General features: G+C 70.7%; 12 protein-coding genes. 7 read left to right on the top strand and 5 right to left on the bottom strand.

Annotated features, from left to right (window positions below; genetic code table 11):
- Positions 1-41: 41 nt before the first annotated feature.
- Complete coding sequence (locus tag KBX21_RS21340) at positions 42-557, bottom strand: gluconokinase (RefSeq protein WP_049574853.1); 516 nt, start codon at positions 555-557, stop codon at positions 42-44.
- A 120-nt stretch (positions 558-677) separates the two neighbouring features.
- Between KBX21_RS21340 and KBX21_RS21335 the strand changes: the two genes are divergently transcribed.
- Positions 678-1385 (top strand): FadR/GntR family transcriptional regulator, encoded by a 708-nt coding sequence (locus tag KBX21_RS21335; RefSeq protein WP_049574855.1) that lies wholly within the window; start codon positions 678-680, stop codon positions 1383-1385.
- A 4-nt stretch (positions 1386-1389) separates the two neighbouring features.
- On the opposite strand, the gene KBX21_RS21330 is transcribed toward KBX21_RS21335, so the two are convergent.
- Positions 1390-2766 carry a GntP family permease gene (locus KBX21_RS21330; RefSeq protein ID WP_049574859.1) on the bottom strand — a complete coding sequence of 459 codons (1377 nt, stop codon included), beginning with the start codon at positions 2764-2766 and terminating at the stop codon, positions 1390-1392.
- Between the two features lie 310 nt (positions 2767-3076).
- On the opposite strand from KBX21_RS21330, the gene KBX21_RS21325 reads away from it, so the two are divergent.
- Entirely contained in the window at positions 3077-3709 is a 633-nt protein-coding gene (locus KBX21_RS21325; protein ID WP_210843280.1) for a DJ-1/PfpI family protein, read from the top strand.
- A gap of 54 nt (positions 3710-3763) precedes the next feature.
- Here KBX21_RS21325 and KBX21_RS21320 read toward each other — a convergent pair whose 3' ends face one another.
- Positions 3764-4777: a MerR family transcriptional regulator gene (locus KBX21_RS21320; protein WP_210843277.1), complete on the bottom strand. Its 1014-nt coding sequence runs from the start codon at positions 4775-4777 to the stop codon at positions 3764-3766.
- A 150-nt stretch (positions 4778-4927) separates the two neighbouring features.
- Between KBX21_RS21320 and KBX21_RS21315 the strand changes: the two genes are divergently transcribed.
- The 4 genes from KBX21_RS21315 to KBX21_RS21300 all read left to right on the top strand — a co-directional run bounded on the left by KBX21_RS21315 (position 4928) and on the right by KBX21_RS21300 (position 9683).
- On the top strand, positions 4928-5932 hold the full coding sequence (locus KBX21_RS21315; protein WP_210843275.1) for a low specificity L-threonine aldolase: 1005 nt from the start codon (positions 4928-4930) through the stop codon (positions 5930-5932).
- Between the two features lie 147 nt (positions 5933-6079).
- The gene (locus KBX21_RS21310; RefSeq protein ID WP_049574869.1) at positions 6080-6868 is read left to right on the top strand and encodes an IclR family transcriptional regulator; all 789 of its coding nucleotides are present in this window, start codon (positions 6080-6082) and stop codon (positions 6866-6868) included.
- Positions 6869-7243: 375 nt separating this feature from the next.
- Positions 7244-8743, top strand: coding sequence for a glycerol kinase GlpK (glpK, locus tag KBX21_RS21305; RefSeq protein ID WP_049574871.1), 1500 nt, complete (start codon positions 7244-7246; stop codon positions 8741-8743).
- A 178-nt stretch (positions 8744-8921) separates the two neighbouring features.
- Entirely contained in the window at positions 8922-9683 is a 762-nt protein-coding gene (locus KBX21_RS21300; protein WP_210843274.1) for an MIP/aquaporin family protein, read from the top strand.
- 71 nt (positions 9684-9754) lie between these two features.
- Here the strand turns inward: KBX21_RS21300 and KBX21_RS21295 are convergent, their stop codons facing one another.
- Entirely contained in the window at positions 9755-10609 is an 855-nt protein-coding gene (locus KBX21_RS21295; protein WP_049574875.1) for a helix-turn-helix transcriptional regulator, read from the bottom strand.
- Positions 10610-11065: 456 nt separating this feature from the next.
- On the opposite strand from KBX21_RS21295, the gene KBX21_RS21290 reads away from it, so the two are divergent.
- Positions 11066-12634 (top strand): glycerol-3-phosphate dehydrogenase/oxidase, encoded by a 1569-nt coding sequence (locus tag KBX21_RS21290; protein WP_049574883.1) that lies wholly within the window; start codon positions 11066-11068, stop codon positions 12632-12634.
- A gap of 249 nt (positions 12635-12883) precedes the next feature.
- On the opposite strand, the gene KBX21_RS21285 is transcribed toward KBX21_RS21290, so the two are convergent.
- Positions 12884-13087, bottom strand: a complete 204-nt coding sequence (locus KBX21_RS21285) for a cold-shock protein (protein WP_017581854.1) — start codon at positions 13085-13087, stop codon at positions 12884-12886.
- Positions 13088-13096: the final 9 nt, after the last annotated feature.

Genomic DNA, 13096 nt, shown 5'->3' with positions numbered 1-13096 from the left:
AACCCCTGCGCATGTGGTGGTCGTCTCCCGGCGGTGTCCGGTCAGGTCAGGGAGAGGCCCAGCCGCTCCGACACGTACTCCAGGGCCTGCGCGCTGAGCTGGGTGAGGTCGCCGCGCACGTCGAGCTCCAGCCCCTCCTCGTCCGGCCCCAGGCGCTCCAGGGTCTCCAGCTGGGAGCGCAGGAGCGCGGGCGGCATGAAGTGGTCCCTGCGGGCCTCGATCCGCTCCCAGATCACCTCCTCCGTGCCGTGCATGTGGACGAAGTGCACGCCGGGCGCCCCTCGGCGGAGCACGTCCCGGTAGGAGCGCCGGAGCGCGGAGCAGGCCATCACCGTGGACTCCCCCAGCGCCTCGTGCGCGGCGATCCACTCGGCGAGCTCGGCCAGCCAGGGCCACCTGTCGTCGTCGGTCAGCGGTACCCCTGCCGACATCTTGGTGATGTTGGCCTCGGGGTGGAAGGCGTCAGCCTCCGCGAAGGGCAGTTCGAGGCGCGCGGCGATCCGCTCGGCGACACTGGTCTTCCCGCTGCCAGATACACCCATGAACACGAAATGCATGCTCTCTCCGAGTCTTGGCCCGCCGCCCGTGCGCGACGCCGCCACCAATAGTGATATCAATCAATCCGGCTAGGCTGCTCCGTGACCCCGACCGCGTCGCAGGAGATTCCGAGGGACGAGATGGCCACCGAGCACCGAACGCTGCACAACCGGGTGCTGGCGGTGCTCGGTCCGGCGATCGCCGCCGGAGAGTACGCCCCCGGCCACGCCTTCACCCTCCAGGGTCTGGAGGGCGACTTCGGCGTGTCACGGACGGTCGCCCGCGAGGCGGTCCGTGTCCTGGAGTCCATGGGCCTCGTACTGAGCCGCCCCCGGACCGGTATCCGGGTCCGACCCCAACGGGACTGGAGCGTCTTCGACCCCCAGTTGATCCGCTGGCGCCTGGCCGGATCCGGCCGCATGGAGCAGCTGCGCTCCCTCAACGAGCTCCGGGCCGCCGTGGAACCCGGCGCCGCCGCCCTGGCCGCCGAGCGCGGACCCGCCGACGAGCGGGCCCAGCTGGAGGTGGTGGCCGACAGGATGACCCTGACCGGCCAGGCGGGCGAACTCACCACGTTCATGGAGCTCGACATCGCCTTCCACCGTCGCGTCCTGGAGTTGTCCGGCAACGAGATGCTCTCCGGTCTGGCCGAGGTGGTGACCGAGGTGCTCGTCGCACGGACCTCCTACGACCTGATGCCGCACAACCCCCGCCCGGAGGCCCTGCGCCTCCACATGACGGTGGCGCGGGCCATCCGGGACGGGCTGCCCGACGTCGCCGAGGCGGCCATGCGGTCGATCGTCACCGAGGTCGCGGACGCCCTCAGGGACGACGCTCCCGGCCGCTGAGGGCCTACAGGACCAGGTACAGGGCGAAGGCGAACCCGAAGCCGATGAAGCCGATCAGGGTCTCCATGACGGTCCAGGTCTTGAGCGTCGTCCTGACGTCCATGCCCAGGAACCGGCCGACCAGCCAGAACCCGGAGTCGTTGACGTGGGAGAGCGCGGTCGCGCCGGAGGCGATCGCGATGACGATCAGGGCCAGGTCGATGGAGCTGAGCCCGGAGGTGGCGTGCACGGCCGGGGCGATCAGACCGGCGGCCGTGGTGATGGCGACCGTGGCCGAACCCTGGGCCACACGCAGCGCGAGCGCGATGACGAACGCAGCGACGATGACCGGCATGCCCGTGGACTCCAGGCTTCCGGCGAGGGCGTCACCGATGCCGCTGGTGCGCAGGACGCCGCCGAACATGCCGCCCGCGCCGGTGATGAGGATGATCCCGCAGACGGGGCCGAGCGCGCCGCCGACGATCTCCTCGACCCGCTGGCGGGTGAAGCGCCCCTGGCTGAGCACGACCATCGCGTAGAGCACGGTGATGAGCAGCGCGATGGGCGTCTCGCCGACGAGCCGCAGGGACTGGACCCAGACGGCGTCCGCCGGGACGGCTCCGGTGGCGGAGAGGGTGGCCGTGCCGGTGTTGGCGAAGATGAGCAGCATCGGCAGCAGCAGGATGCTGACGACCGTGCCCAGGCGGGGCGGGTTCTCGTGGGTGACGTCGCCGTTGGACATGATGTCGTCCGGCACGGGGATCTCGAAGCGCTTCCCGGCCCACAGGCCGAACAGGTAGCTGGCCAGGTACCAGGTGGGGATGGCCAGGAGGACGCCGACCAGCAGGGTCAGGCCCATGTCCGCGCCGATCTCCACGGCCGCCGTGACGGGGCCGGGGTGCGGCGGCACGAAGGCGTGCATGACCGCGAAGGCACCGGCGGTGGGCAGGGCGTAGGTCAGCACCGAGCCGCCCACGCGGCGGGCCACGCTGAAGACGATCGGCAGCATCACGATGAGGCCGACGTCGAAGAAGATCGGGAAGCCGAAGAGCAGGGAGGCCACGCCCAGGGCCATCGGGGCGCGCTTCTCACCGAACAGCTTGATGAGCGCCCCGGCCAGGACGGCGGCGCCGCCGGTGACCTCCAGCATGCGGCCGATCATCACGCCCAGCCCCACGAGGAGGGCGACGTTGGCGAGGGTGCCGCCGAACCCGTCGAGGAGGGTGGGGACCACCCCGTCGACCGGGATGCCCGCGACCAGCGCGGTGAGCACACTGACCAGGACCAGCGCGATGAACGCGTGCATCTTGAAGCGGATGATCAGGAACAGCAGGAGCGCGATGGCGCCCGCCGCGATCCCGAGGAGGGGACCCGTGCCGTAGACGGGTTCGAAGTTCTCCACGACGGAGCCTTCCAGTGGACGGGACGGTGGGGCTTGGCCGTGCGGGGACACGCCCTTGACCTGCTCTTGGACCAGGCTCCGAGAATGGTAATACCATTTGTGAGCATCTGTGAACACCGGCTATCGATTTTGTGAGTGTGACCCAGCGCACATTCACCGGTGCGACGCACTTCAGGACAGGTAACCCCGAAGCACATCGGACCGCATCTTCGCGTCACCAGCGGATAAATCAGGTCACTTCTGGGGCCGATGTGCCGTCCACGGTGCGCGGAGATTGACACCCCACCCACCCAGACCCCAACCTCATGCCATGAGCGCTGAGCCCACCCCCTCTCTGCACCTCGCCGTTTACGACCGGATGGCCGACTGGCACTACGGCCACACCGTCGCGCAGGTGCGGGAGGGAATCGGTCCGCACCGAACCGGCAGCCTCCCTGTCGTCACCGTGGGGCTCACCGGGGCCCCGGTGACCACGGCGGGCGGGCTCACCGTGCTCCCCGACCTCACACTCCCCCAGTTCAAGCCCTCCACCAGCGCGATGCTCCTGCTGCCCGGCTCACCCGACTGGGACGACGACCCGGAGTCGCTGGCGCCCCTGGCGTCAGCGGCGGGCATCCTCCTGGACGCGGGGATTCCCGTGGCGGCGATCGGCGGCGCGACCGCCGGGCTGGCCAGGGAGGGGCTGCTCGACCACCGCGACCACACCAGCTCCGCACCCGACTACCTGCTGGGCACCGGGTACGCGGGCAGTCGCCGCTACCGGGAGGAGCTGACCGTCACCGACGGGGACCTGGTCACCGCGGGCGCCAGCGCCCCGGTCGAGTTCGCGCGGGCTGCCCTGGCCCGGCTCGGCCTGCTCAGCCCGCGCGCCCTGGACGCCTGGTACCGGCTGCACGCCCACCACGACACGGACGCCTACCTGACGCTGTTGGAGGAGGCCTGACCCGTTCGGGCACGCCCGAACGCCCCCTCGCCGTGGGCGACCGAGCCGTCGGCGTCAGGAGCCGGTGACGGCGGCGCTCATGGCGTCCGCGATCCAGACGTAGGGAGTCGGGTCCTCGTCGTGGTCCTCGGCAACACCGTTGATGACGGCCACCAGGGCCAGGTACCGGCCGTGGGTGTCGTCGTAGCCGGGCCCCTCGGAGACGGCGTCCTCCTCGGCGATCCGGCGCAGGAGGTCGGGGACCTGGCGGAACCCGTCGGCCATCCGGGCACGGACCTCCGGGGTGAGCGGGGTGTCGGACAGGGCGACCGCCGCCTCCATGAAGCGTGTGACGGCCGACTGCGCGCGTGAGGACCCGGGGGACTCTCCAGCACGGTAGGCGGCGAGGAGGTCCTCCAGGAGGGGCGCCCCGCTGTCGTGGATGAAGTCCTGGAACGGCTCGGTGGCCACAGTCCGTGCCTCGGGCGCCGAGTAGGTGTCCCGGAGGTGGGCGCGTACCGCGTCGCGGAACTCCCGGTCCCGCACCAGGTCGGCCAGGGTGATCCAGGCCTCCAGCTGCGCGGCGGTGGGCTCCTCGGGCAGGACCGGGCGCATCGCGCGCAACCGGTCGACGAACCCGTCCGGCACGTCGAGTCCCTCCGCGACGTCGTTCCAGAAGTCGTCGATGGTCCGTTCCCGCTCCTCGTCGGTCATCGTCACCAGTCGGTGCATCAGGTCGGCCCGCGCCGTCTCACCCCCCTGCCTGATCAGGGCCCTGAGCACCGCCCGTCTGGCCCTCAGAGTGCGCTCCTGCCGCTCGACGATCCCCAGGTGGGTCATGAGCACACCGTGCAGGGTCGCCTCGCCGGTGAGCAACCGCCGGATCTCGCTCAGGTCGGTGTCCAGCTCGCGCAGGGTACGGACGAGTTCCAGCCCGGCGATGGCGTCGACGTCGTACATCCGGTGCCCGGCCTCGTTCACGCCCGCGGGTCGCACGACCCCGGCGTCCGCGTAGTACCGGACCGCGCTGACGCTCAGCCCGCTGCGGCGCGCGGCGTCTCCGATGGGGTACAGCTCCTCGTGGTTCATGGGGACCACTGTGGTGTCTCAAGCGGCTTGAGGCGCAAGCCCGTCCGGAGGGGCCCGAACCGGCCCGGTCCGGGCCCCGGGGGACCCGCGCAGTATCGTCGTGGGCGCACCCCACATCGTCGTGGGCGCACCCCACGCCGAGGAGGAACCTTGATCGACCTGCGTTCCGACACCCTGACCCACCCCACCCCCGCGATGCGCCGGGCGATGGCCGAGGCCGAGGTGGGTGACGACGTGTTCGGCGAGGACCCCACAGTGCGCGCGCTGGAGGAGGAGACCGCCGCGCTGCTCGGCCGGGAGGCCGCGCTGTACGTGCCCTCCGGGCACATGGCCAACCAGCTCGGCCTGTACGTGGCCACCCGCAGCGGCGAGGAGGTGTGGGCGCACGAGCACCACCACCTCATCGGCGACGAGCAGGGCGCCACCGCGGTGCTCGCCCGTGTCCTGCCCCGGCTGTACTCGGGTGAGCCGTTCCCTCGCCAGGAACTGCTGGAGTCGTGGATCGCGGGCGTCGGCGACGTGCACCGGGCCGACCCCGCCCTGGTGTGGCTGGAGAACACCTTCTCGGGGCAGGTGCTGCCCCTCGCCGAGCAGCGCCGGGTGACGGACTTCGCGCACGCGCACGGCCTCCGGGCCCACCTGGACGGGGCCCGGCTCTGGAACGCCGCCGTCCACCTTGGGGTCTCCCCCGCCGAGGTGGCCGCCGGATTCGACTCCGTGTCCGTCTGCTTCTCCAAGGGCCTGGGCGCCCCGGTGGGCTCGGCACTGGTCGGTGACACCGACACGGTCCGGCGAGCCCGGCGCGGCCGCAAGCTGCTGGGCGCGGGCATGCGTCAGGCGGGGATCATCGCGGCCGGCGCCCTGCACGCGCTGCGCCACCACCGAGAGCGGCTGGTCGAGGACCACGAGCGCGCGGCCCGGCTCGCCGAGCGGCTGGAGGGCCTGCCGGGGGTGTCGGTCGAGGCCCGGACCAACATGGTGCTGCTGACCACCCCGGAGGGTCGGGCCGGACGGTACCTGGAGGCCATCGCCGCCGAGGGGGTCCGGGCGATCGGCGGGGGTGCCCGCGTGCGGCTGGTGCTGCGCCAGGAGATCACCGACAGCGACGTCGAGGACGCGGCGAAGGCGATCACCAGGGCGGCCGCGTCGGTCTGATGTGGACGACCGCAGGTCAGCGCGGTGCCGCGTCGGTAGACTTGGCCGATCACGTGCGAACCCGGGGCGCCCACAGGTGTTGCGCATCACATCGCGTAGTAGCATCGGGCGTATGACATTGTCGTACTAGAGAGTGGTAGCACCGCAATGCCGGGAAGAATCCAGTCCATCGAACGCGCCGCCGCCATCCTCCGGCTCCTGGCCAGTGGCGCCCGCGGACTGAGTCTGGCCGAGGTCTCCCGCTCCCTGGAACTGCCCAAGGGCACCGCCCTGGGCATCCTGCGCACCCTCCAGCACGTGGGGTTCGTGGAGCAGGACCCGGAGTCGGGCCGCTACCGCCTGGGCGGCGGGATGCTCAGCCTGGGCACCCGCTACCTGGACGGGAACGAACTCCGCACCCGCGCCCTGAACTGGGCCGACACCCTGGCCTCGCGCAGCGGTGAGAGCGTGCGGATCGGCACCCTGCACAAGCACCAGGTCCTGGTGGTCCACCACGTCTTCCGCCCGGACTCCTCCCGGCAGACCCTGGACGTGGGCACCCTGCTGCCGCTGCACTCGAGCGCGCTCGGCAAGGTCCTGATGGCCTTCGACCCCCTGGCGGTGCCCGAGGAGGTCTCCGCCGTGGAGACCGACTCCCCCGTCGAGCTGACCGCCTTCACCCGCCACACCGTGACGTCGATGGCGACGCTGGAGGCCCAGCTGTCGGAGATCCGCGACAACGGCTGGGGCTGGGAGGCCGAGGAGCTGGTGGACGGCGAGGTGTCCATCGCCGCGCCCATCCGCGACCGCCGGGGGGTGACCGTCGGCGCCATCGGGGTTCGGGGCGCCGTCGAGCGCCTGCGCGGTGAGGACGGCAAACCCGACATGGAACAGGTCTCCTACGTGCGCGACGCCGCCCGGGCCATCTCCCGTGAGTTGGGCGTCACGCCCTACTGAGTCGGGCCTCACGCTCTGACCCCGGGCTTCGCGCCCGATCCCCTCCGCCCGCGTGCCGCCGGGCCCCCGCCTGCCTTCACACGCCTTCCCACGCCCCGCCGGGCAACGGCGGGGCCAATGGCGTTCACCGCTTCGCCCCACTTTGGGTCAGGGCCCGGAGTGGTGCTTTCCGCGTCCGCGCCCGTCCTGAGACAGTGTCCGCGCGACCGCGTGATCCACGCAACACGATTGCGTCACACGGCCTTGACATGGGAAGGAAAAACGGTTGAAACTATCGCCTATTCATACGTCAATGTCGTACATCGTTCGGTGAGCACCGCCGATCACACCGATTCCCACCCCAATCCAGAGCCGTCCACCTGAAGGCGAGCACCGATGAGTCAGCAGTACGTCGCCGCGATCGACCAGGGCACCACGTCGAGTCGCTGCATCCTCTTCGACCGGGACGGACGCATCGTCTCGGTCGACCAACGAGAGCACCGACAGATCTTCCCGAAGCCCGGTTGGGTGGAGCACGACGCGCTGGAGATCTGGACCAACGTCGAGGCCGTGGTCCAGGAGTCCCTTCGCAAGAGCGACATCACGCCCGACCAGATCGCCGCCATCGGCATCACCAACCAGCGTGAGACCACCCTGCTCTGGGACCGGGAGACCGGCGAACCGGTCTACAACGCCATCGTCTGGCAGGACACCCGCACCGACGACATCGTGCGCGAGCTCGGCGCCGACGGCGGCCAGGACCGCTTCCGCCCCAAGTGCGGCCTCCCCCTCGCCACCTACTTCTCCGGCCCCAAGATCCGATGGCTGCTGGACAACGTGGACGGTGTCCGGGAGCGCGCCGAGCGCGGCGAACTGCTGTTCGGCACCATGGACACCTGGCTCATCTGGAAGCTGACCGGACGCCACGTCACCGACGTCACCAACGCCAGCCGCACCATGCTGATGAACCTGGCCACCCTCGACTGGGACCCCGAGGTCCTGGAGGCCATGGAGATCCCGGCCAGCCTGCTGCCGGAGATCCGCTCCTCCTCGGAGGTCTACGGCGAGTCCACCGGCTACCTGGCGGGCACCCCCGTGGCCTCCTCGCTGGGCGACCAGCACGCCGCCCTGTTCGGGCAGACCTGCTTCGACCCGGGTGACGTCAAGGGCACCTACGGCACCGGCACGTTCCTGGTGATGAACACCGGCACCGAGCCCGTGACCTCGAACAACGGCCTGCTCACCACCCTGGGCTACAAGATCGGCGACGCACCCGCCGTGTACGCCCTCGAGGGCTCCATCGCGGTCACCGGCTCCCTGGTGCAGTGGCTCCGCGACAGCCTGGGCCTGATCTCCTCCGCGCCCGAGATCGAGACGCTCGCGCGGACCGTCGACGACAACGGCGGCTGCTACATCGTCCCGGCCTTCTCCGGCCTGTTCGCCCCGCACTGGCGCAGCGACGCCCGGGGCGTGATCGCCGGTCTGACCGGCTACGTGAACAAGGGCCACATCGCCCGCGCGGTCCTGGAGGCCTCGGCCTGGCAGACCCGCGAGGTCGTCGACGCCATGAACGCCGACTCCCAGATCGACCTCACCACGCTGAAGGTCGACGGCGGCATGACCGCGGACAACCTGCTCATGCAGATCCTCTCCGACGTGCTCGACGCCGAGGTCGTGCGGCCGATGGTCGCCGAGACCACCTGTCTGGGCGCGGCGTACGCCGCCGGGCTGGCGGTCGGATACTGGCCCGACATCGAGACCCTGCGCGCCAACTGGCACAAGGCCGCCGAGTGGAACCCCCGGATGGAGCCCGCGGTCCGGGACCGCGAGTACCACAACTGGAACAAGGCCGTGCAGCGCACCCTGGACTGGGTGGAGCACGAGGACGCCAAGTAGCACCGGGTCGGCGGGGAACGGGTCGGTCACGCGAGCGACCCGCCCCGGGTGACCGACCCACGCGACGACCGCGTTCCCGGGACGCCCCCGTCACCAGGGGCCCGCGGCGCGGACCCCGGACACCGGGAGGTGTCCGGCCCATCCATCTCGGCTGCCCCGTCACGGGGCGGAGGTCTCCATGGAAAACATGTCGGTGTACCTGGCGGAGTTCGTCGGTACGGCCATCCTGATCCTGCTCGGCGGCGGTGTCGTCGCCGGCGTCTCACTAGCCCGTTCCAAGGCCCTCGCAGCGGGCTGGATCGTGGTGACGTTCGGCTGGGGTATGGCGGTCGCGATGGCGGTCTACGTCGTCGGCGCCGTCTCCGGCGGCCACATCAACCCGGCCGTCACGCTCGGTCTGGCCAGTATCGGCGAGTTCGAGTGGGCGCTGGTTCCCGGCTACATCATCTCCCAGCTACTGGGTGCCATCGTCGGTGCCTGCCTGGTCTTCCTGGCCTACTTCGCGCACTGGAGGATCACCGACGACCCCGAGGCCAAGCTCGGCGTCTTCAGCACCGCGCCCGGGGTGCGCAACCCGGTCGCCAACCTCACCACGGAGATCATCGGTACCGCGATGCTGGTGCTGGGCGTCCTCGGAATCGGCGGCAACGAGGGGTCGGTCACCAAGGGCGACGCCGACCTGTCCGCCCTGTTCGCGCACGGACTGGCTCCGCTGCTGGTCGGTCTGCTGGTGCTGGCGATCGGCCTGTCGCTCGGTGGCCCGACCGGGTACGCCATCAACCCGGCCCGTGACCTCGGTCCCCGTATCGCGCACGCGCTCCTGCCCATCCCGGGCAAGGGCCCGTCCGACTGGGGGTACGCCTGGATCCCGGTGGTCGGCCCCCTCGTCGGTGGTGTGATCGGTGCCTGGATCTGGCACCTGACCGGCTTCGGTGCCTGAACCGGGGTCACACCAGCGCTCGTTGGGGGCGCCCGGCCACGGCCGGGCGCCCTCCGGCGTTCACGGGACCCTCACGGGCCCAGGTGGAACTCCTCCAGGTAGTCGAGGGTCTCCCCGGGCCGCAGCGCCACCAGTCTGAGGTGGTTGACCAACTGCTGGTAGCGGGCGACCTCGTCGGGCTCCTCCAGGTAGATGCCGTCCGTGGCGGTCTCCAGGTAGACCACCGTGGGGTCGATGGCGTGGGGGAACTCCAGGATCACGCAGGACCCCCCGGCTCCGGGGTTGAGCTTGGCGGCCCGGGTCATCTGCACGGTGACGTTGGGCCGCTGGGCCATCTCCAGGATGTGTTTGACCTGGGCCCGACGGACCTCGGGGTGGTCGTGCAGGCGCAGCAGGGCGCCCTCGTCGAAGATCGCGCACAGCTCGGGAGGGTCCTGGTCCTCCAGGATGCGCTGGCGGGTCATCCGGGCGTCGATGTCCCGGCGGATCTCCTGGGGATTGGCCAGGCACGCCTGGGCGGCGACCCTCATGTACTCCGGGACCTGGAGGAGCCCCGGGATCACGACGGGCTGCCAGGACGTGATGCGCCTCGCCTCGGTCTCGAATCCGACGAACCGGGCCGCGAGCACGTCGCGGTACCGGGACCACCAGCCGCGTTCGAGGGACTGTCGGCACAGGTCGAGGATCTCGTCGAACTCTCTGCCCCGGGGGACCTCACAGGCGTCCAGGATCGCCCTGATCTCCGGAACGCTGGGGCGTTTCTTGACCCCGGACTCGATGTTGGAGTAGGTGGACTTGGAAAGGCCAGCGGCCGCCGCGGCCTCTTCGCTGGTCTTGCGGGCGGCGAGCCGCACCCGCCGCAGTTCGGCGGAGAGCCGGCGCCGCCGGATCGTGGGTGAGTACCTAGTGGCCATGATGTCGTTCATCGTAGGACCGGAGATGCCTCCCAAGCGGGACAATCCGGGGAACTCGAAGTCCAGACACGCATCTCGATTGCGGAATCAGGAAACCAGTTTCCTTGGCCCTGGATTCCAGACTTCCAGGAGAACGAACTTCGCCTGTCACGCCTTGGTGCTACATGTCCGGCAGCGGACCGCGCCGCTGGATCGCGCATCGGGTGTCTGGTCCGACTCTCCCCGGACCGGTTCGACAATGCCGAACCACAGTGGACAGCCAGCGACCACTCGACCCCCCAGGGTCACACCAACCCCAAAAGGTCCCAGTCCAGCCCTGCCCATCCAGCCTCGATGCCCGTAACCGTGGCGCCGATCCGCTGGATCGTTCGGCATTGTCGTATTATGTGTACGACACCCACCTGAAACGTGGAGCCCGTTCAGGTACGTGCGGTAACGCCCCCCTCCCCAACGGACGGAGCACCAGCCATGACCGCCAGCGCACACCGCAGTGACGCCCGAACCCACCGAGCGCGCACGCGCGAGGAACTCACCCGGGGCACCTTCGACCTCCTCGTCATCGGCGGCGGAATCCTCGGCACCTCCGTCGCCTGGACCGCCACCCAGGCGGGCCTGCGCGTGGCCATGGTGGACGCGGGCGACTTCGCCGGGGCCACCTCCAGCGCCTCGTCCAAGCTCGTGCACGGCGGCCTGCGCTACCTCCAGACCGGCAACGTGCGCCTGGTCGCGGAGAACCACAAGGAACGGCGTTCCCTCGCCTCCGACGTGGCTCCGCACCTCGTCAACCACCGGCCCTTCCTCGTCCCCGTCTACTCGGGGGGACCGCACGGTGCCGCCAAGATGGGCGCGGGCGTCTTCCTCTACTCCGCGCTCTCCGCATTCGGCGACGGCATGGGCCGCCTGCTCTCCCCGCTCCAGGCCAAGCGACTGGCGCCGGGGCTGCGCACCGAGGGGCTCAAGTCGGTGGCCGCCTACAGCGACCACCAGATGAACGACAGCCGCATGGCGGTCATGACCGTGCGGGCCGCCGTGGACGCCGGGGCCGTGGTGCTCAACCACGCCGAGGTCCGGGGGCTGCGGACCACCCGCGGCCGGGTGACCGGCGCCGACCTGCACGACCGGGTGAACGGGGACGACTTCGGGATCGACGCGCGCCTGGTCCTCAACGCCACCGGCCCCTGGGTGGACCACCTGCGCCGGATGGAGGACGCCGCAGCGGCGCCGAGTGTGCGGCTCTCCAAGGGTGCCCACCTGGTGCTGAGCACCCCAGACCCGTGGAAGGCCGCGCTCACCATCCCGGTGGACAAGTACCGCGTGTCGTTCGCCATCCCCTGGGAGGGGCACCTGCTCCTGGGCACCACCGACGAGTCCTACGAGGACGACCCGGCCGAGGTCGGCGTGGTCCCCTCCGACGTCGACCAGATCCTCGGGGAGGCCGCGCTGGGTATCGACGCCTCCTACCTCGACCGCGACCGCATGACCTACTCGTTCGCGGGGCTGCGCGTGCTGCCCGGCGGCCCCGGGGACACCAGCTCCGCCAAGCGGGAGACCGTGGTCACCCAGGGGCGAGGCGGCATGCTCTCAGTGGCCGGGGGCAAGTGGACGACCTACCGGCACATCGGCCGGACCGTCCTGGAGGAGCTGCGCAAGGTGTCGGCGGTGCCGCTCGCCGAGGACATGGCCGACCCGCTGCGGACCGTGCCGCTGCCCGGTCTGGCCAGCCCCGACGCGGTCGCCCAGCGCCTGATCATCGACCGCGATCCGGGTGCCCGCCTCGACCCGTTGGTGGCTCGGCACCTGGCGTCGCACTACGGGAGTCTGGCCCTGGACATCGCCGGTCTGGTGCGCGACCAGCCGGAGCTGGGCGAGCGCATCCACCCGGACGGGCCGGACGTCTGGGCGCAGGTCGTGTTCGCCCGCGACCGCGAGTGGGCCGTGACCGTCGACGACGCGCTGCGCCGCCGGACCACGGTCACCGTGCGGGGCCTGGACACCCCCGAGGTGCGCGAGCGCACCCGCGCCGTCCTGGAGGCCTGAGCCCCGGCAGGAGGGCCATGAGCCCTTCGGGAGGACTCCTCACACACACCGGGACCCCGGGGCCGTCACTGACGGCCCCGGGGTCCCTCACGTGCGCCCGGGCTGACCCTCGGGGCTCACTCCGGAACCCCCACCGGACTCGCGGCGACGGGTCCCGGACACGCGAACGCCCCCGGAGAGACGAACTCTCCGGGGGCGTTCAGCGACGTTCACGCCCACAAGGGGCGACATCGCTACGTCTATGCGGTCTTAGATCGCGACGACGTTCTCGGCCTGCGGGCCGCGGGTGCCAGCGACGATCTCGAACTCCACGCGCTGGTTCTCCTCCAGGTTACGGAAGCCCGAACCCTGGATGGCGCTGTAGTGAACGAAGGCGTCGGGGCCACCGTCGTCGGGGGAGATGAAGCCGAAGCCCTTCTCGCCGTTGAACCACTTCACAGTTCCCTGAGCCATGTTTTCTCC

This window comes from Nocardiopsis sp. B62 (assembly GCF_018070675.1).
GTDB classification, from domain to species: Bacteria; Actinomycetota; Actinomycetes; order Streptosporangiales; family Streptosporangiaceae; genus Nocardiopsis; species Nocardiopsis prasina.
Note: the sequence above shows the minus strand (reverse complement) of the source record. Positions and strands in the feature narration are given on the sequence as shown.

What these genes read in the sequence shown, in the direction of transcription:
- KBX21_RS21285 (WP_017581854.1), bottom strand. Translation starts at nt 13,087, where the DNA reads ATGGCTCAGGGAACTGTGAAGTGGTTCAACGGCGAGAAGGGCTTCGGC.
- KBX21_RS21300 (WP_210843274.1), top strand. Translation starts at nt 8,922, where the DNA reads ATGGAAAACATGTCGGTGTACCTGGCGGAGTTCGTCGGTACGGCCATC.
- glpK (WP_049574871.1), top strand. Translation starts at nt 7,244, where the DNA reads ATGAGTCAGCAGTACGTCGCCGCGATCGACCAGGGCACCACGTCGAGT.
- KBX21_RS21325 (WP_210843280.1), top strand. Translation starts at nt 3,077, where the DNA reads ATGAGCGCTGAGCCCACCCCCTCTCTGCACCTCGCCGTTTACGACCGG.
- KBX21_RS21290 (WP_049574883.1), top strand. Translation starts at nt 11,066, where the DNA reads ATGACCGCCAGCGCACACCGCAGTGACGCCCGAACCCACCGAGCGCGC.
- KBX21_RS21340 (WP_049574853.1), bottom strand. Translation starts at nt 557, where the DNA reads ATGCATTTCGTGTTCATGGGTGTATCTGGCAGCGGGAAGACCAGTGTC.
- KBX21_RS21310 (WP_049574869.1), top strand. Translation starts at nt 6,080, where the DNA reads ATGCCGGGAAGAATCCAGTCCATCGAACGCGCCGCCGCCATCCTCCGG.
- KBX21_RS21320 (WP_210843277.1), bottom strand. Translation starts at nt 4,777, where the DNA reads ATGAACCACGAGGAGCTGTACCCCATCGGAGACGCCGCGCGCCGCAGC.
- KBX21_RS21295 (WP_049574875.1), bottom strand. Translation starts at nt 10,609, where the DNA reads ATGAACGACATCATGGCCACTAGGTACTCACCCACGATCCGGCGGCGC.
- KBX21_RS21335 (WP_049574855.1), top strand. Translation starts at nt 678, where the DNA reads ATGGCCACCGAGCACCGAACGCTGCACAACCGGGTGCTGGCGGTGCTC.